Here is an 18,804-nt window from a genome sequence, read left to right as displayed (position 1 = left end):
TATTTTATGCTAAGACTTGCCACCAATAGATATTGAACACTTAGCAAACAAAGCACTCCACTGCTTAGCATGATATTGAGACACAAGCTGGTAACGCTGCCATTCACTAGTCGCTTCATTCAGAGAAAATTGATACGAAAAAGTTTGCATATCACGACTTAAAGGCTCACTTACCTCAAACAAACGATTCAAAAGTGGCAGTATCTGATAAGCTCCGCGAGTTATTCGCCCCATATAAGGCTGAACAACTTTTACATAATGCGTCTCAAACTGCTGTTTAAGATAAACCATTGGAGCTCCACAAATATTACCATCTAATGCTTTCACTTTATTCGCAACAAGATCTAAATAACTAGTGACACGTGCCAACGAATACAACAGTCGGCCAGCGTACTCACTGTCCATTAGTATTTTCAAATCTCCCTCAAAAACATTAGCATCAACAAGTGGTAAATCCTCAAGACTCTCACCAATGGCAAGCAATCGATTTAAAGAATTCAATAGCTCCTGTTGCTCTGCAGTAGAATAGTTGAGAGGTAAAAAACCATTAGATAAACTAAAAAACGCCTCGCTTTCTGCGCCATTAAAAAGAGCATTACCGAATGCCATAGGTAATTCAAGGCGCTTCTGTTGGGCTATTTGATACAATTCTTTAGACAAAGACTCATTCTTTATATCACACGACTCTATAGCGCGAATGATGTCTAGCTCGTATAAAAATCGCTGACTATCAGGCATAACCTTACCAAGAATGCTATTTTTTCTGCCCGCCACAATACCAACATCACACCGCTGCAAAGACAAGAAATCTAATAAACCAATATCGAAGTGAGTCAAACTTTGTTGACGATTACGTGATGACGGCAAGCTAGCTGGCATTACAATTGCTGGAGATGAAATAGACAAAAACTGAGAACGATTTAAATCCACAACATATTGAGATAAAACGTCTTCTGCTTTAAAACGCGTATCACAACCACTTACTCCAGCGAGTATAATGCCGCCTAACAGAATCATTGAAAGAAAAGGTTTTATTAACATGAACAAGCTACTCATCCAAAAACGAGAAGAAATATCAGAAACACGCGTTGCAAAGATGGTGTTTCCAGCAACAACAAACCATTACGATACCTTATTCGGTGGTATCGCCCTACAGTGGATGGACGAAGTTGCCTATATTGCTGCCACCCGTTTTGCCAGAAAAACCATGGTAACCATTTCAACAGAACAAGTGGACTTTAAACAACCGATACCTTCAGGCATTTTAGTTGAATTAATCGCTCGCGTGGTTCATGTTGGCAGAACCTCGCTAAAAGTAGAAGTATCAATTTTTTTAGAGCAATTGGATAGCGATAAACGCACAAAGGCAGTAACCGGACATTTCAATTTTGTGGCCGTAGACAGCAACAAAAAGCCCACTCCGATTTTTGATGAAGAAGCAAATCTTTAGAAAGGGAGCATGATGAGTAGCAGCACATAAAGTTGTGTACTACTCATCGCTGTATTTTACTGAGCGTGACGCTTGGCAATTTCTGCCGCCAACTCATCAAAACTTTTTTCAGATTCTAATTTTTGGTACAAAGCTTGTTCATTTTTCATAGAAGTACGCAAAATATCTTGTGCTACTTTTCCAGCTTGCTCAGGATCTAAACCAACCAAAACAACCAAACCACCACTAGGCGTAGGCATCTGACGTACAACTTTAGATCCAATTAATTGCTGCTCAGTAACTTGCTTAGTCACTACACTATTCACACGATCAACTGTTTCAGCATCACCAGCACCTGTTGTTTCAACATACTGCTTGACCATGTTTTGCAGATCAAGGCTAAGTACTTGCGCCAACTCAACACGTGCCGCTGTTGCAGCCATCTGTTTCATATAGTTAGGGCCAGCGGCAGATTTTTCGCTATAACCAACTGCAGACAAAGCCACACCCTCAACAGGAGCACCACACACCCAAGCAGGAGCAGCCTGATTAGAACCATCAGCAAACACACAATCAGAAATTGCCTCAACGGGCGTATTCAAGGCATCTTTACTACATGCTGCCAATACAAGACTAGCCGCTAATAAACCCACAATTTTAAACGTCATCATCTTTTCCTTTTATCTAAGAGACTGAACTACTAAGAGATAAATAGTGTCAAAAATATAACCCGAACATTAATTACAATGCTGCTATTTTAGTCTATTCAGTGCATTAAAAACAAAAAAAGGCGCTATAAATAGCGCCTTTTTACATCAATTTACACTAGAAATTACTCAGTGTAAGCTGCTTTTTCTTCTTCGGTCACATCTTTCATAGAAAGCTTGATACGACCACGAGCATCAACATCTAGTACTTTAACGATAACTTCTTGACCTTCAGAAAGGAAGTCGGTTACTGCACGAATACGCTCTTCAGCAATTTGAGAGATGTGAACCAAACCATCTTTACCAGGTAAGATGTTTACGAAAGCACCAAACTCAGCTAGGCGAACTACTTTACCTTTGTAAAGTTTATCTACTTCTGCTTCAGCAGTGATTTCATGAATCTTCAGCAATGCTGCATCAGAAGATGCTTTATCAGCAGCGTAAATACGAACAGTACCGTCGTCATCTAGATCGATAGAAGCGCCAGTTTGCTCAGTGATAGAACGAATTGTTGCACCACCTTTACCGATGACGTCACGAATTTTCTCTGGATCAATTTTGATCGTCGCCATAGAAGGCGCGTTAGGAGAAACTTCTGGACGAGCGTAACCAATTACTTTCGCCATCTCTCGAAGGATATGAGTACGAGCTTCAAGCGCTTGGCTCAAGGCGATATCCATAATCTCTTCGTTGATACCTTCGATTTTGATGTCCATTTGAAGCGCAGTAATACCTTCTGCAGTACCCGCTACTTTAAAGTCCATATCGCCAAGGTGATCTTCGTCACCTAAGATATCAGTCAATACAGCAAAACCATCGTCTTCTTTGATAAGACCCATTGCGATACCTGCAACAGGTGCCTTAAGAGGAACACCAGCGTCCATCATAGACAAAGACGCGCCGCACACAGATGCCATAGAGCTTGAACCGTTAGATTCAGTAATCTCAGATACGATACGGATTGTGTACGGGAATTCATCTTCAGAAGGCAATACAGCCTGAACACCACGACGAGCTAGACGACCGTGACCAATTTCACGACGACCAACACCACCCATACGACCACACTCACCTACAGAGTATGGAGGGAAGTTGTAATGAAGCATGAAGCTGTCTTTACTTTCGCCAGTCAAACCATCAGTCATTTGTGAATCGCGGCTCGTACCAAGCGTACAAGTTGCAATCGCCTGGGTTTCACCACGAGTGAACAAAGCAGAACCATGAGTTTTACTTAGTAGACCAACTTCAACGTTGATTGGACGAACTGTTTTATTATCACGACCATCAATACGAGGCTTGCCATCGATAACACGGCGACGAACAATGCGTTTTTCAAGTTTAGAGAAAGCGCCAGTAACGTCAGCTTCTGAGAACTCACCTTCTGCAGTAACAAGTGCAGCAACAGCCGCATCACGAACAACACCTAGTTGAGCGTAACGAGCCATTTTTTCGCTGATTCCGTACGCTTCTTCGATTTGAGCTGCGTAACCAGATTGAAGTGCATCAGTCAAAGAAACGTTTGCCGCATCTGCAACCCAATCCCAACGAGGCTTAGCACACTCAGCTGCGAATTCTGTAATGGCAGAAATCGCCGCTTGCATTTCTTTATGAGCGTAAAGTACAGCACCTAGCATTTCGTCTTCTGTAAGCTCTTGCGCTTCAGACTCAACCATCAATACTGCGTCTTTCGTACCTGCTACGACCATGTCTAGCAAAGAACCATCTAGATCAGAATAGCTTGGGTTAAGAACATAACCAGACTCGTCGTTAAAACCAACACGAGCCGCACCGATAGGACCATTGAACGGAATACCAGAAATAGTCAATGCTGCAGACGTTGCCAACATAGCCGCAATATCAGCGTCTAAGTTAGTGTTAGTAGACATAACAGTACAAACAACCTGAACTTCGTTCATAAACCCTTTAGGGAACAATGGACGGATTGGACGGTCGATCAAACGAGAAGTCAGTGTTTCTTTTTCAGAAGGACGGCCTTCACGTTTTAAGAAGCCACCTGGAATTTTACCAACTGCGTAAGCACGCTCTTGATAATGAACAGATAATGGAAAAAAGTCTTGGCCAGCCTTAGCTGATTTAGCGCCTACAACAGTAGCAAGTACTTGTGCATCACCAATTGTACAAAGAACAGCGCCTGTTGCTTGGCGAGCAATGCGGCCTGTTTCTAGCGTTACGGTATCATTACCGAACTGAAAAGTTTTTGTAGTAATACTCACACGTATTCCTTTTATTAAAAAAATTTCTTCTCCCAAAGACCTCTTTTTAAGCCAGTACTCATATGAACTCTTTCAGCTTCTTCATTCAGGAGAAGAAAAGTGCATATGAAGTACAGGCTGTCCCTTGGGAGACCAATAAAAAAAGGGCCATAATAACTTATGGCCCTTTCTCAGTCTTAGCGACGCAGACCTAGTTTTTTAATCAAACTAGTGTAACGAGCTGCATCTTTACGCTTAAGGTAATCCAACAACTTACGACGCTGGTTTACCATGCGGATTAGACCGCGACGAGAATGATGGTCGTGGATATGAGCTTTAAAGTGACCTTGAAGACCTTCGATGTTCTTAGTCAACAATGCTACTTGAACTTCAGGAGAACCAGTGTCGCCTTCCGCTACTTGAAACTCTTTTACCAACGCTGCTTTTGATTCTGCAGACAATGCCATAATCTTAATCTCCAAATTAATATGCTATTAAAAGTAAAGGATAGCCGAGCATATTTTCAGTCATCCTAAGCTAGCAAGTTTAACACTCTTTTTAGCAGAACTCACTGCTATTTATAAAGAGAACTCGCTGGTATTTACCAGTCGATAAGGACGAATAGACGTCTCTTTAATTTGCCCAAGGCCTAAGAAGCGCTGTGATCCATGATCGTACATTCTCACTACAGTTTCATGTTCTAATGAAACAGGACTAGGTATGGTTCGACCAAACATCATATCCAGTGTATCCGCCTCAGGTAAATCGACTCTAGTGAAATGTTCTACAGCGGTATCCATCGAAATTAGATGAGAATCTAATGCCTCATATCCTTGCTCCGCTATCACTTCAAACTGCTCTAACGTCATCATATTTTCAGGCAAATATCCCGCCGTCGAAATACGATGCAAAGAATGAAGATGCGCACCACAACCTAACGCTTCACCAATATCCTCGCCAATGGTTCGAATATAAGTACCTTTGGAACACTGAATATCAAGTGTCAGTGTATCTTCGGTTCTTGAAACAAGAGTTAGATTTGAAATAGTAACGCGACGACGTTTCCTTTCAATAACGATGCCTTGACGGGCATACTCATACAAAGGCCTACCTTCGTGCTTTAAAGCAGAATACATGGGAGGTATTTGCTCAATTTCACCACGAAATCCGTCTAGAATTTCTTCAAGAGATTCATCAGTAAGAGTAGGGATCAACTCCTCAGTTAATACCTCACCTTCACGATCACCGGTTGTGGTTCTTTTTCCCAACTGTATGCAGGTTAGATAACGCTTATTTGCATCCAATAAATATTGAGAAAATTTCGTCGCTTCTCCGAGACACAATGGCAACATTCCTGTTGCCAAAGGGTCAAGCGCCCCAGTATGTCCAGCTTTTGCTGCCTGATAAAGACGGCGGACACGCTGCAGCGCTTGGTTCGAACTTAAACCTATCGGCTTGTTCAGTAGAACGATACCGTCCACTGAACGCCATTTTGCTTTAACCATACGAACTTATTACTCGCCTTCGTTACCGTTTTTTGTCTCATCATCACGAATTGCTTCGTCAATAAGAGCAGACATGCGTGAACCATTAACAACACTCTGGTCGTAGTGGAAACGCAAATGCGGCATAACACGAAGTTTTACTTCTTGTGCTAAACGACGACGCAAGAACCCTTTCGCACTATCAAGTGCAGCTTGGTTCTCAGCCAATACTTCTGGCTGGTCATCTTTACCAAGTACGGTGTAATAAATATCCGCATAGCCTAAATCTTTTGCTACACGTACTTCGTTGACAGTAACTAATCCTAAGCGAGGATCTTTTACTTCAAACTGGATCAAGGACGCCAGCTCCTTTTGGAGCTGGTCACCAATCCGACTAGTACGACTAAATTCGCCTGCCATGATCTTGTCCTATTAAAGCGTACGCGCTACTTCGACGGTTTCAAAAACCTCGATCTTATCGCCTACTTTGACATCATTGTAGTTCTTCACGCCGATACCACATTCCATACCGCGGCTAACTTCGTTAACAGCATCTTTGAAACGACGAAGAGACTCAAGTTCACCTTCGTAAATAACAACGTCATCACGCAATACACGGATCTGCTTGTTACGGTAAACCGTACCTTCGATAACCATACAGCCGGCAACCAAGCCAAACTTAGGCGAACGGAACACATCACGCACTTCAGCAGTACCTTTGATGTCTTCACGAAGATCTGGCGACAACATACCAGACAAAGCAGACTTAACATCATCAATGATGTTGTAGATAACGCTGTAGTAACGAAGATCAATACTTTCACGTTCGATAAACTGCTTAGCAGAGTTATCAGCACGTACGTTGAAACCAAAGATAACGGCATCTGAAGCTAAAGCCAAAGTAGCATCCGTTTCGGTGATACCACCAACGCCACTAGATACGACATTCACTTTTACTTCGTCAGTGTTCATATCAGTCAATGATTTGATCAAAGCTTCTAGAGAACCACGAACGTCTGCTTTTAGAACCACATTCAAAGTACGAACTTCGTCTTTACCCATTTCAGAGAACAAGTTCTCCAATTTAGCAGAGTGTTGACGAGCAAAGCGTACTTCGCGGTATTTACCCTGACGGAAGTTAGCTACTTCACGCGCTTTACGCTCATCAGCAACAACGATGAACTCTTCACCAGCTTCTGGCGTTCCGTCAAGACCAAGAATCTCAACTGGAATAGATGGACCTGCAGAGTCAATAGCCTTACCAGTTTCATCCAACAAAGCACGAACACGACCCATTTGAAGACCGGCTAACACAATGTCGCCTTTCTTCAAAGTACCGTTTTGCACAAGCAAAGTTGCAACAGAACCACGACCACGATCAAGGCGAGCTTCAACAACAACCCCTTTAGCAGGTGCGCTAGGAACAGCCGTCAACTCTAATACTTCAGCCTGAAGAAGAACCGCTTCTAAAAGCGCTTCGATACCTTCACCAGATTTTGCAGATACGCCAACAAACTGGATGTCACCACCCCATTCTTCTGGCACAACTTCTTGCGCTACCAATTCATTTTTAACACGATCGATATCAGCGCCTTCTTTGTCGATCTTAGTCATGGCAACAACCATTGGTACACCAGCTGCACGTGCATGCTGGATCGCCTCGATTGTTTGCGGCATTACACCATCATCAGCAGCACAAACTAGAATAACAATGTCTGTCGCCTTAGCACCACGAGCACGCATAGAGGTAAACGCAGCGTGTCCAGGTGTATCCAAGAAGCTGATCATGCCATGTGGTGTTTCAACATGGTAAGCACCAATGTGCTGGGTAATACCGCCAGACTCACCCGCAGCAACACGAGTTGTACGAATGTAATCAAGCAATGATGTTTTACCATGGTCAACGTGACCCATTACGGTAACTACTGGTGCACGTTTAATTGCTTCACCTTGGTAGTCAATGGCTTCAATCATGTCGTTTTCGACAGCATTTTCATCGATAAACTTAACCGTATGGCCCATTTCTTCAACAACTAAAGTCGCTGTATCACGGTCAATTGTCTGGTTAATAGTCGCCATAGCGCCCATTTTAAACATGATCTTAATAACTTCAGCGCCTTTCACTGCCATTTTTTCAGCAAGATCAGCCACTGTAATACTTTCAGGCAATGCCACTTCATGGATCATTTTAGCCGTAGGCTTTTGGAAACCATGTTCTTGTTTAGATGGCTTCTTATTCTTACGACCCAATTTACCACGACGAGTAAATTCATCTTCATCATTCACATTAACGCGTGAAGTACGTTTGTTGTCTGGGTTTACGCGACCACGAGGTTTATCTTTATCTTTGTCGTTGTCATGTCTAACTGGACCCTTTTTGCCTTTAGGTGCAACAGTAGATTTTTTACTATCCATTGCTGGTTGAGACACTTTTTTCGCCGCTTTAGGCTGCTTCGGTGATTCCACGGGTTCTGCCGCTCCTATATCGGAAACATACTGCTCCGTTTCATTGACCGCGCCAGCATCCGCTACGACGTTTTTCACCGTTGCTTCTTGACGCGCTTTTTCTTCGGCTTCAGCCTTCGCTTTGGCCGCCTTCTCTTCTTCTTGCTTACGCTCTAACTCAAGACGAGCTTTCTCTTGTGCTAAACGTTCTTGCTCTTCTGCAAGACGCTTCGCTAACTCTTCTTTCTGTTGAGCTTCTTCATCTACATCATCACGCTTAACATAAGTGCGTTTTTTCTTCACAGCAACATTGACAGCTTTTCCGCCATCACCACGAGATAAGGTACTTGTCGTCTTACGCTGTAAAGTAATACGCTGGCTGTTATCGCCCTCTTCACCATGTTGACGCTTCAAATAATTCAATAGTGCTTGCTTTTCAACTTCAGAGACTTCTTGGCTTGCACTCGTTTGAGGCAGACCAGCGTCTTTCATCTGAGCTAGTAGCTTATCGACTGGCGTATTTACCAGCTCGGATAGTATCTTTACGGTTTGAACTGTCATTAAGTTCCCCCTTATGTACTCAGATTTTATTCAGATTCAGTAAACCAAGGTGCGCGAGCAGTCAAGATAAGACGACCTGCACCCTCTTCAGTCATACCTTCAACGTCAAGCAATTCATCAACTGATTGTTCAGCCAAATCTTCCATAGTAACAACACCCATAGAAGCAAGCACCAAAGCAAGGTGGTTATCCATTCCTTCCATCGCCAATAAGTCGGCAGCAGGTTTGGCATCGTCTAATTGCTCTTCAGCTTGAAGCGCTTGGTTCAGCAAAGCTTCTTTTGCACGTGAACGTAGCTCGTTTACTAAATCTTCATCAAATCCATCGATGTCTAACATTTCTTCCATTGGGATATAAGCGACTTCTTCTAAAGAAGTGAATCCCTCATCAACCATCTGGATCGCCAAATCATCATCGATATCTAATCCATTAACGAAGATATCAATCAGCTTTTGCGATTCTTCTTGCTGCTTAGCTTCTGCATCTTCGCTGGTCATTACATTCAAAGACCAACCAGTCAGAGTAGACGCTAAACGAACGTTTTGACCATTACGGCCAATCGCTTGTGCTAAATTATCACTCTTGACGGCAACATCCATAGAATGCGCATCTTCATCAATGACAATAGAGTCCACTTCTGCAGGTGCCATTGCGTTGATCACTAGCTGAGCTGGGTTATCATCCCAAAGTACGATATCAACACGTTCGCCATTCATCTCGTTAGAGACTGCTTGAACTCGCGCACCACGCATACCGACACAAGCACCGATTGGGTCAATACGGCGGTCATTCGTTTTAACAGCAATTTTGGCACGTAAACCAGGATCACGTGCAGCACCACGAATTTCGATAACTTCTTCAGCGATTTCTGGCACTTCAAGGCGGAACAACTCGATCATGAATGCTGGCGCGTTACGAGACAGAATTAATTGCGCACCACGACTGTCATCGCGAATTTCAAGCAACAATGCACGGATACGGTCATTCATTCTGAAACTTTCACGAGCGATCAATTGATCTTTTGGTAATGACGCTTCCGCGTTTTCACCAAGATCAATAATCAAGCTATCACGAGTCACTTTTTTGACCTGACCATGAACAAGCTTGCCAACTTTTTCCGTGTACAACGCCACCATTTTAGCGCGTTCAGCTTCACGTACCTTTTGTACGATAACTTGTTTAGCTGTTTGGGCAGCAATACGACCAAATACTTCAGACTCAACTTCTTCTTCGTAAATCTCGCCAATAGGCACACCAAGATTTTGTTCTTCAGAATCATCAATTGTTAATTCGAATGCTGGAGCGGAATAATCTTCATCTGCAACAATATGCCATTGACGGTAAGTTTTGTAATCACCTGTACGCTGATCAATAGAGACGCGAATTAATGCGTCTTCTTCAAAACGGCGTTTGGCAGCACTAGCTAAAGCAATTTCAACGGCTTCGAAAATAACTTGTTTCGGAACATCTTTCTCGTTGGAAACGGCTTCCACTACCAAAAGAATTTCTTTGCTCATCCTTTTAGCCTCTCTTCAAGGTTAATTTTTAAAATTGTGGAACAACATTTGCTTTATCGATCAAATCGATAGGCAATAAGTATTCTTCTTGATCTACGCGAATAACAATATCTTCGCTTTCGATCCCCATTAGTTGCCCTTTAAACTTACGTCGCCCATCAAAAGGCACACGCAAGCGCAAAGAAACAATAGAACCGATATAAGCCTGATATTGAGCCAAACTGAATAAAGGCCGATCTAAACCTGGTGACGATACCTCTAGGTTGTACTCCCCAGTAATTGGGTCTTCAACATCTAGAATAGAACTAACTTGACGGCTAACTCGGGCGCAATCTTCTACGTCAATCCCTTTTTCAGCATCCGTTTCGATATAAATACGAAGCACAGAATCTTTACCTAAAGATAAATATTCCATCCCCCAAAACTCAAACCCTAAACCTTCAACGACTGGTCGAATAAGTTCTTCTAAAATCGTATATTTTGCTGACAATCGTTTTCTCCGAAAACCAATTTTGTAAAACGCAGAAACAAAAAACGGGCTCAAGGCCCATTTTCATTTATAAACAGTAACAGTACAGATAACAAAAAACCCCATATAGGGGTTCTCAGCACTCTGCTCAAATAAAACTGAGAGAGCATCCTTCATAAAGAAGGTCGTCAATCCTGACACTAAACACTAAGAACAAACTGGTGCGGATACCTAAACTAGGAAAACCATGAGAAGAATATCTTTTAAAAAAGAAACTCAAATCTCGACAAACCAGATTGCTCTGCATCAATATTCCGACATCATACACAAAATACGACATCAATTCAAGATTGGTGCGGATGGGGGGACTCGAACCCCCACGAGCATAGCTCACCACCCCCTCAAGGTGGCGCGTCTACCAATTCCGCCACATCCGCAAAGCACTACACAGCTAACACAAACACTTTCAAAACCAGTATAACTAAATATTACTCAGTTACAGGTAGATCAGATGATGTTTTTTTCTTATCACCTAACTCTGGTAAACCTATAGTTTCTTCAACTTGAGGAGCTGAAGGAACAAAATCAAGCGCACCTGAAACACTTTTTGCTTGTTCACTGGCAAAAAAAGCCAGACCAAAACTAGTCAAAAAGAAAATCAATGCAAACACTGCGGTCATTTTCCCAAAGAAACTACCACCACCTTGACTCCCAAATACTGTCTGGGACGCACCACCACCAAAAGAGGCGCCAGCGTCCGCACCTTTGCCTTGCTGCAACAAAACCAACGCGATAATAACTACCGCCGCCAGTACATGCAAAACTAAAATTAGTGCTTCCATCAATTAACCTGCTGTTTTTACAATCGCGATAAATTCTTTTGCATCAAGAGATGCACCACCAACAAGAGCACCATCTACATCAGGCATTTGAAACAAAGCCGAGCTGGTTGATGCCTTAACACTTCCACCATATAGAATCTGCACTTTCTGAGAAACAGATTCCGATGTTTTGGCCAAAAAGGCCCGAATAGATTTATGAACATCTTGTGCTTGTTCTGCACTTGCGGACAAACCTGTCCCTATTGCCCATACCGGCTCATAAGCAATAACCATCTGCTCAAATGAAGCGATACCAACAACATCAACAACAGCCTGAAGTTGCTGTTCACATACTTCTAGCGTCTTGCCTGACTCTCGCTCAGCCAATGTTTCACCGATACATAACATTGGAGTCAAACCAAAATCTAAAACTGCTTTTACTTTAGAAGCTATAAGCTCATTTGTTTCACCATAAAGAGAACGCCTCTCTGAATGACCAAGCAACACATACTTAACCCCAAAGTCGCCCAACATAGAAGTAGATACTTCACCTGTAAAGGCACCTTTCACTTCTTGACTAACATTCTGCGCAGCTAAAACTATACTACTAGCAGATATCAATTCATCAACTTGCGACAAATAGGGAAAAGATGGAGCAACAACCACTTCAGAGCTAGAACCATCCATCTCAAGCAAACCGTTAATCAGTGAAACAATAGACTCTTTCGAGCCATTCATTTTCCAGTTACCAGCTACTATTTTCTGACGAATCATATCCTAACCCCTAAATTCGAGGCGCCCATTCTATGGAATGGGCGCTTTGGTTTCAAGTATTTATTGTTATTCAATACATAAAATTCATTTTATGTATTTGCTTTAGCGGAAACTACAGAATTAACTTCTTCAACTAAATAATCAACAAGCTCATCTACAGTGTCATTATCTCGACCCTCGACCATAACTCGAATCAAAGGTTCAGTACCAGAAGCCCGAAGCAATACACGGCCCAAGCCGTTCAAACGCTCATTTGCTACAGCAATTGCCTTCTGCAAAGCTGGCTCTTCATTTGGAATAAAACGCTTGGCCACACGAATATTTTTCAACTTTTGAGGAAATTTAACCAAGCCAACCAAGAGCTCATCAAGCGCCTTACCCTCTTCAACCATGGCACGAAGCACCTGAAGCGCAGCAATGATACCATCGCCTGTCGTAGTAATTGAGCGACATACGATATGCCCAGATGGCTCACCACCCAACACCCAACCATGCTGCATCAATTTTTCATTGACGTACCTATCTCCAACCGCAGCGCGACTAAAGCCAATACCCGTTTCAGAGAAAGCCAATTCCAAGCCGAAGTTACTCATCAGAGTACCAACAACACCACCACTAAAACGCCCAGTACGCATAAGATGATTAGCGATAATATACAGAATATCATCACCATCGCGCACCACACCGTGACGATCAACTAATATCAAGCGGTCACCATCACCATCTAGCGCGATACCAAGATCAGCTTCTTCAGCTAAAACATTTTTACGTAACAACTCTGGCTTAGTCGCACCACTAAACTCATTGATATTCAATCCATCAGGATTAACACCAATCGATATAACTTCCGCACCCAGCTCGGAAAACACACGAGGAGCAACGTGATAGGTAGCACCATCAGCACAATCGACAACGATTTTAAGACCGCTTAACTGCAAACCAATAGGGAACGTACCCTTACAATATTCAATGTAACGCCCTGCAGCATCATCAATACGCTTTGCACGCCCGATAAGACTAGATTCAACCACTACCATTGGCTGCTCAAGAAAATACTCAATGCGCTCTTCTATCTCATCAGAAATCTTTCCACCTTCGGCAGAAAAAAACTTAATACCATTGTCAGTATAAGGATTATGAGACGCACTAATAACAATGCCAGCACTCGCACGGAATGTTCGAGTCAAATAAGCAATCGCAGGCGTTGGCATAGGGCCAACTAAACGCACATCCGCACCGGCCGCAACAATGCCAGACTCAAGCGCAGACTCAAACATGTAACCAGAAATACGAGTATCTTTACCTATCAGAATCTTCTTATCATTTTCCTTAAAAACTTGGCCAGCCGCCCAACCAAGCTTAAGCATAAACTCTGGCGTAATTGGCGTCGTACCGACTTTCCCACGAATTCCATCTGTACCAAAATACTTACGCATTAAATCTCTCTCTCAATACGAGACATTAACGCCAACATTTCAACATGCGGCCTAACATCATGAACTCTAAAAATACGAGCACCCTTCAAATAAGCAGAAGCATTTGCTCCCATAGTGCCATATAAGCGCTCTTCAACCGGCAAACCTAAAGCTTCTCCTATCATAGTCTTTCTCGAAAGACCGACAAGAACTTCAAACCCCAGACCTTTAAACACTTCAGTATGCTTCAGCAGCGATAAATTATGCGCCAGCGTTTTCCCAAACCCAATACCTGGGTCCAAAATAAGGCGAGACCGAGAAATACCAACCGACTCACACTCAACAACCCTAGACATCAAATAACTCAAAACGTCATCAACCACCGATACATAATCAGGTCGATCCTGCATTGTTTGCGGCACACCTTTCATATGCATCAAACAAATAGGCAAATCAGTTTCGGCAGCGGCCTGCAAAGCACCATCACGCTCAAGCGCCCTAACATCATTTATAAACCCCATCCCTAAAAGAGCAGCCCCATGAATTACCTCCGTTGTACTAGTATCTACAGACACAACGATATCGAAGCGTTTTTTTATTGCTTCAACAATAGGCAACACACGATCCAGTTCTTGCTGAATAGAAACAGGCGCGGCACCAGGGCGAGTCGACTCACCACCAACATCTATAATGCTAGCACCCTCTTTAATCATCTTTTCAGCCTGACGCAAAGCAGCATCTAATGAATTAAAAGCACCACCATCCGAAAACGAGTCAGGAGTAATATTTAGTATCCCCATTACATGAGGAAGGGACAAGTCTAGCGACTTGTCCCCAAAAGGCATTAACGACATGAAAAAACCATATCAAAAAATTAACAGTTCGACGTTATTCACCTGCTGGTTTAGGTGAAGCTTGACCAGAAGTAGAGTCAAGATCATCTGACTCTGCCTCACTTTCAGAAGAACCATCACCAGATGAAGCAACAACTTCGTCATTCACTTTATCTGCATCATCACCTTTAGGAGTGTTAGCACTAGGATCAGACCAACCTTCAGGAGGAGATGGCTTTTTACCGTCCATAATCTCTTTGATTTGCTTAGCATCAATTGTCTCATACTGCATCAATGCTTCCGCCATAACATCTAGCTTAGGACGATTTTCAACCAATATCGTTGTCGCTTTTGAATAACAACGACTAATAATATCTTGAACCTCAGCATCTATAATCTTGCCAGTTTCAGGCGAGAAATAGTTTGCCTTACTTCCAGTTGGCCCAGAAATATAGCCACCATTATTATCATCTTCTTCATAGGCGAATGGACCAAGTTTTTCAGACAAACCCCATTTAGTTACCATGTTACGAGCAATACTTGTTGCGCGCTCAATATCATTTGAGGCACCGGTCGAAACACCATCAAAGCCATGAATCATTTCTTCAGCAATACGACCGCCATACAAACTACACACCTGACTTTCAAGACCACGCTTACTAATACTGTATTTATCTTCTTCAGGTAAATACATAGTGACACCTAGTGCACGACCACGAGGAATAATAGATACCTTATAAACTGGATCATGCTCAGGCATTAAATAACCAATAATAGTATGGCCAGCTTCATGGTAGGCAGTATTAAGCTTTTCTTTATCACTCATCACCATGGTTTTACGTTCAGCACCCATGAGGATTTTATCTTTTGCTAGCTCAAGCTGCTCCATATTTACCAATCGACGATTAGAACGAGCAGCAAACAATGCCGCTTCATTAACTAGGTTAGCCAAATCAGCACCAGAGAAACCAGGCGTACCACGGGCAATGTTCTTTGGTTCTACGTCATCATCACAAGGCACTTTACGCAAATGCACTTTTAGAATTTGTTCACGACCACGAATATCAGGTAAGCCTACTTGTACTTGACGGTCAAAACGACCAGGACGAAGCAAAGCTGGATCTAATACGTCCGGACGGTTTGTCGCAGCAATAACAATAATACCTTCGTTACCCTCGAAACCATCCATTTCAACCAACAGTTGGTTCAATGTCTGCTCACGCTCATCGTTACCACCGCCCATACCGGAACCACGATTACGACCAACAGCATCAATCTCATCGATAAAGATGATACATGGCGCATGTTTTTTCGCTTGCTCAAACATGTCACGGACACGAGACGCACCAACACCAACAAACATTTCAACGAAGTCAGAACCAGAAATAGTAAAGAACGGCACTTTTGCTTCGCCAGCAATTGCTTTAGCCAACAAAGTTTTACCTGTACCTGGAGGCCCACACATTAAGATACCACGAGGTATTTTACCACCAAGGCGCTGAAACTTACTCGGCTCGCGAAGAAAATCCACCAATTCTGAGGTGTCTTCTTTTGCTTCGTCACAACCAGCAACATCTGCAAACGTTGTTTTAATCTGATCTTCAGGCAAAAGGCGTGCTTTGGATTTACCAAAAGACATTGGACCGCCCTTGCCACCACCACCGCCTTGCATTTGGCGCATGAAAAACATGAAGATGGCAAGAATAAGAAGAATAGGAAAACTGGCAACTAATAGTTGAGTCCAAATACTTTGCTGTTCAGGCATACGCCCTTCAACAACCACATTATTGCTAAGCAAATCATCCATTATTTTTGGATCAGCTGCCGCAGGACGCACAGTATCAAAGGTGTCACCACTAGTTCGGCTGCCGCTAATGGTATAACCATCAACAACTACTTTCGCTATACGGCCATCTTGGACTTCTTTCACAAACTCGGAATAAGAAATTCGATTTGTGTCAGATGTCGTATTAAAGTTATTAAACACAGTTAGTAGTACAGCAGCTATAACCAACCACAACAGTATATTTTTCAGCATATCGTTCAAGAGCACACCTCTTAACGGTTATTTTAAATGTCTCTGGTAATCATACCAGAACATATCCCATTAACCTTTATATTGTCTTCCTAATAAGTAAACTTCGCGACTTCTTGCTCGCGATGCATCTGGTTTACGCGTCACAACAGATTCAAATTGAACCCGCATGGTTTTGAGGTATTCTTCAAACCCCTCACCTTGAAACACCTTCACCAGAAAATTTCCGCCTGGACGTAACACTTGAGCCGCCATATCCAAGGCAAGTTCTACAAGATACATAGCCTGAGGCTGATCAGAAGAACTGTTACCACTCATATTGGGGGCCATATCTGAAATTACAAGATCTGCTTTTTTATCTCCAATTTCAGCTAAGATTGCCTCGTATACTTCTTGCTCAGTAAAATCCCCCTGAACAAAACTCACACCAGGCAAAGGTGCCATTTCCAAAATATCTGAAGCAACAATAGTCCCGTTATCACCCACAAGCTTTGCCGCCACTTGAGACCAACCACCAGGAGCTGCACCAAGATCAACAACGCGCATCGCTGGCTTAAACAACCTGTCCTTATCGTTAATCTCTATCAGCTTATAACTCGCTCTAGAGCGATAGCCATCTTGTTGGGATTTTTTGACATACGGATCGTCAAAATGTTCCTTCATCCAATTATTACTACTTTTTGATCTTGCCACGTTTTCATCATACCTAAATCAGTCAATATTCCGCTATAATATCGCTTAACCTCTAAAGCCTCCAATAAAGAGGGTCAACTAATATGAGAAATTTTTACTATGAGCATTACAAACGCCCAAAAAAAGCAATATCGCCTAATCGGCCACGCACTTAATCCTGTGGTTATGATTGCGGGCAACGGCTTAACAGAAAACGTTCTTACTGAAATCGATCGTGCTCTTGAAGATCACGAATTGATTAAAATACGCATTAGCATTACGGATCGCGAAGTTCGCACCGCATTGATTGAAGAAATCAATAAAATAATGAAGTCTGAAACCGTACAAACCATTGGTAAAGTAGCGCTTTTCTACCGTGCAGCCTTAAAACCAAATCCAAAGCTGTCCAACCTACTTCGTTAAAACAAAACTTAGAGATAGTCTTTTTTGTTTAAAAAACAGACTATCTCTAAACTCTTCAAAATTACGGCCGATACCTTTGACAGCTAACAAAGGAGTCGTACCATGCTATTTATAGAGGCGTTAAATAGAGCAAGCACTCAACCGAACGAGAAAAAGTTGATTTCTAGAGCCAAATATCGCCCTATAATCAGCAATAAAGACTCTGTCGACTTAAGTTCTGCTGCGCACCAAGTAAAGGAAATACATCTAGATAGCCAAAACAAATCACCACTCACTGCATCAACAAGTGTTTTTGCCAACCTTATTGAGCATGTATTGAGTCATCTTATAAACAGTAATGCGCATCTACATTCTCCAGAAGAACTTAATTTAGACACAAAAGACTGGAAACTCTTTCTACAAGTCCCTCCGATGACAAAAGAGAAGGACAACAAATCAGTAGAGTATGTTGCACCAGAAGTGTTACAGCGACCACCAGCCAAACAGCTAATATTCCATATCCCAGTAAAACCGTCTTACGGTATTCCTGTAGAGATGACCGTATTATTGTCGCCTCATAATGGCTCACCGGAAGCACCAAGCATTTTTTACACGTCCCCTAAAGAAAATTGGCTACCAGTATTACGCACACCCTATCCACCAGAATTTCTCGAGCAACAAATAACTCATTATCACATACTGCTTGATCAAGATGGCGAACCAGACCAACTGTCACCACTCTATACACACATAAATCAAAGTAGAGTAATGGGCGAAGACTCTTTTTCACCTCAAACTTTTGGCTTACGGATTTGGAGAGCAAAGAACAACACTTTAACACCTGTTGTTTTAGGAGATAGTCAGATTGGCTTATTGTTTGTTGGCCATTTCAAACCGATTGAAGGCAACCCAATTAGCGAAGAAGAAAGAGCCCGACAGGCAAGCAACCTTTATACAAAGGCGTAAAGTCGCATTTCATGCAATAAAAAACCCTTCATACAATTCGCATGAAGGGTTTATTTCTTTA

The 18,804-nt window shown here is 42.5% G+C and carries 18 protein-coding genes and 1 tRNA gene; 3 read left to right on the top strand and 16 right to left on the bottom strand.

All coding sequences use genetic code 11. The features are described from left to right. Positions 1–9 precede the first annotated feature (9 nt). Positions 10–1,041, bottom strand: coding sequence for a DUF3080 family protein (locus BUA59_RS13930; RefSeq protein WP_245813153.1), 1,032 nt, complete (start codon positions 1,039–1,041; stop codon positions 10–12). Between BUA59_RS13930 and BUA59_RS13925 the strand changes: the two genes are divergently transcribed. After that, positions 1,040–1,450 carry an acyl-CoA thioesterase gene (locus tag BUA59_RS13925; RefSeq protein ID WP_072840303.1) on the top strand — a complete coding sequence of 137 codons (411 nt, stop codon included), beginning with the start codon at positions 1,040–1,042 and terminating at the stop codon, positions 1,448–1,450. The genes BUA59_RS13930 and BUA59_RS13925 overlap by 2 nt on opposite strands. A gap of 56 nt (positions 1,451–1,506) precedes the next feature. Here the strand turns inward: BUA59_RS13925 and BUA59_RS13920 are convergent, their stop codons facing one another. The 15 genes from BUA59_RS13920 to rlmE all read right to left on the bottom strand — a co-directional run bounded on the left by BUA59_RS13920 (position 1,507) and on the right by rlmE (position 17,396). Further along, on the bottom strand, positions 1,507–2,097 hold the full coding sequence (locus BUA59_RS13920; protein WP_072840302.1) for an LPP20 family lipoprotein: 591 nt from the start codon (positions 2,095–2,097) through the stop codon (positions 1,507–1,509). 164 nt (positions 2,098–2,261) lie between these two features. Beyond that, a complete protein-coding gene (gene pnp, locus BUA59_RS13915; RefSeq protein WP_072840341.1) occupies positions 2,262–4,370 on the bottom strand; it encodes a polyribonucleotide nucleotidyltransferase in 2,109 nt (702 codons plus the stop codon). Positions 4,371–4,546: 176 nt separating this feature from the next. Then, positions 4,547–4,816: a 30S ribosomal protein S15 gene (gene rpsO, locus BUA59_RS13910; RefSeq protein ID WP_012068748.1), complete on the bottom strand. Its 270-nt coding sequence runs from the start codon at positions 4,814–4,816 to the stop codon at positions 4,547–4,549. Between the two features lie 111 nt (positions 4,817–4,927). Beyond that, positions 4,928–5,854 (bottom strand): tRNA pseudouridine(55) synthase TruB, encoded by a 927-nt coding sequence (truB, locus tag BUA59_RS13905; RefSeq protein ID WP_072840301.1) that lies wholly within the window; start codon positions 5,852–5,854, stop codon positions 4,928–4,930. A 9-nt stretch (positions 5,855–5,863) separates the two neighbouring features. Beyond that, positions 5,864–6,253, bottom strand: a complete 390-nt coding sequence (gene rbfA / locus BUA59_RS13900; protein WP_067013360.1) for a 30S ribosome-binding factor RbfA — start codon at positions 6,251–6,253, stop codon at positions 5,864–5,866. 12 nt (positions 6,254–6,265) lie between these two features. After that, a complete protein-coding gene (infB, locus tag BUA59_RS13895; RefSeq protein ID WP_072840300.1) occupies positions 6,266–8,839 on the bottom strand; it encodes a translation initiation factor IF-2 in 2,574 nt (857 codons plus the stop codon). 26 nt (positions 8,840–8,865) lie between these two features. After that, positions 8,866–10,356 carry a transcription termination factor NusA gene (gene nusA / locus BUA59_RS13890; protein WP_072840299.1) on the bottom strand — a complete coding sequence of 497 codons (1,491 nt, stop codon included), beginning with the start codon at positions 10,354–10,356 and terminating at the stop codon, positions 8,866–8,868. A gap of 28 nt (positions 10,357–10,384) precedes the next feature. Next, positions 10,385–10,846 carry a ribosome maturation factor RimP gene (gene rimP / locus BUA59_RS13885; RefSeq protein WP_012068743.1) on the bottom strand — a complete coding sequence of 154 codons (462 nt, stop codon included), beginning with the start codon at positions 10,844–10,846 and terminating at the stop codon, positions 10,385–10,387. Positions 10,847–11,176: 330 nt separating this feature from the next. Then, positions 11,177–11,262: transfer RNA gene (locus tag BUA59_RS13880), tRNA-Leu, on the bottom strand. 51 nt (positions 11,263–11,313) lie between these two features. Then, positions 11,314–11,667, bottom strand: coding sequence for a preprotein translocase subunit SecG (secG, locus tag BUA59_RS13875; RefSeq protein WP_072840298.1), 354 nt, complete (start codon positions 11,665–11,667; stop codon positions 11,314–11,316). Between the two features lie 3 nt (positions 11,668–11,670). Continuing rightward, complete coding sequence (tpiA, locus tag BUA59_RS13870) at positions 11,671–12,420, bottom strand: triose-phosphate isomerase (protein ID WP_072840297.1); 750 nt, start codon at positions 12,418–12,420, stop codon at positions 11,671–11,673. An 89-nt stretch (positions 12,421–12,509) separates the two neighbouring features. Further along, positions 12,510–13,856, bottom strand: a complete 1,347-nt coding sequence (glmM, locus tag BUA59_RS13865; protein ID WP_072840296.1) for a phosphoglucosamine mutase — start codon at positions 13,854–13,856, stop codon at positions 12,510–12,512. Further along, entirely contained in the window at positions 13,856–14,689 is an 834-nt protein-coding gene (gene folP, locus BUA59_RS13860; RefSeq protein WP_072840295.1) for a dihydropteroate synthase, read from the bottom strand. The genes glmM and folP overlap by 1 nt, the downstream gene beginning before the upstream one ends. Positions 14,690–14,723: 34 nt before the next feature. Beyond that, a complete protein-coding gene (ftsH, locus tag BUA59_RS13855; RefSeq protein ID WP_072840294.1) occupies positions 14,724–16,715 on the bottom strand; it encodes an ATP-dependent zinc metalloprotease FtsH in 1,992 nt (663 codons plus the stop codon). 60 nt (positions 16,716–16,775) lie between these two features. Continuing rightward, on the bottom strand, positions 16,776–17,396 hold the full coding sequence (gene rlmE, locus BUA59_RS13850; protein ID WP_072840293.1) for a 23S rRNA (uridine(2552)-2'-O)-methyltransferase RlmE: 621 nt from the start codon (positions 17,394–17,396) through the stop codon (positions 16,776–16,778). Positions 17,397–17,495: 99 nt separating this feature from the next. Between rlmE and BUA59_RS13845 the strand changes: the two genes are divergently transcribed. Together BUA59_RS13845 and BUA59_RS13840 are read left to right on the top strand one after the other, a co-directional pair. Next, positions 17,496–17,798, top strand: a complete 303-nt coding sequence (locus BUA59_RS13845; RefSeq protein WP_072840292.1) for a YhbY family RNA-binding protein — start codon at positions 17,496–17,498, stop codon at positions 17,796–17,798. Between the two features lie 102 nt (positions 17,799–17,900). After that, complete coding sequence (locus tag BUA59_RS13840; protein ID WP_072840291.1) at positions 17,901–18,743, top strand: hypothetical protein; 843 nt, start codon at positions 17,901–17,903, stop codon at positions 18,741–18,743. The last annotated feature ends 61 nt before the right edge of the window (positions 18,744–18,804 follow it).

The sequence above is a fragment of the Marinomonas polaris DSM 16579 genome, assembly GCF_900129155.1.
Classification (GTDB): Bacteria; Pseudomonadota; Gammaproteobacteria; order Pseudomonadales; family Marinomonadaceae; genus Marinomonas; species Marinomonas polaris.
The sequence above is the reverse complement of the archived record's forward strand: the minus strand, read 5'-3'. Positions and strand labels throughout refer to the sequence as shown.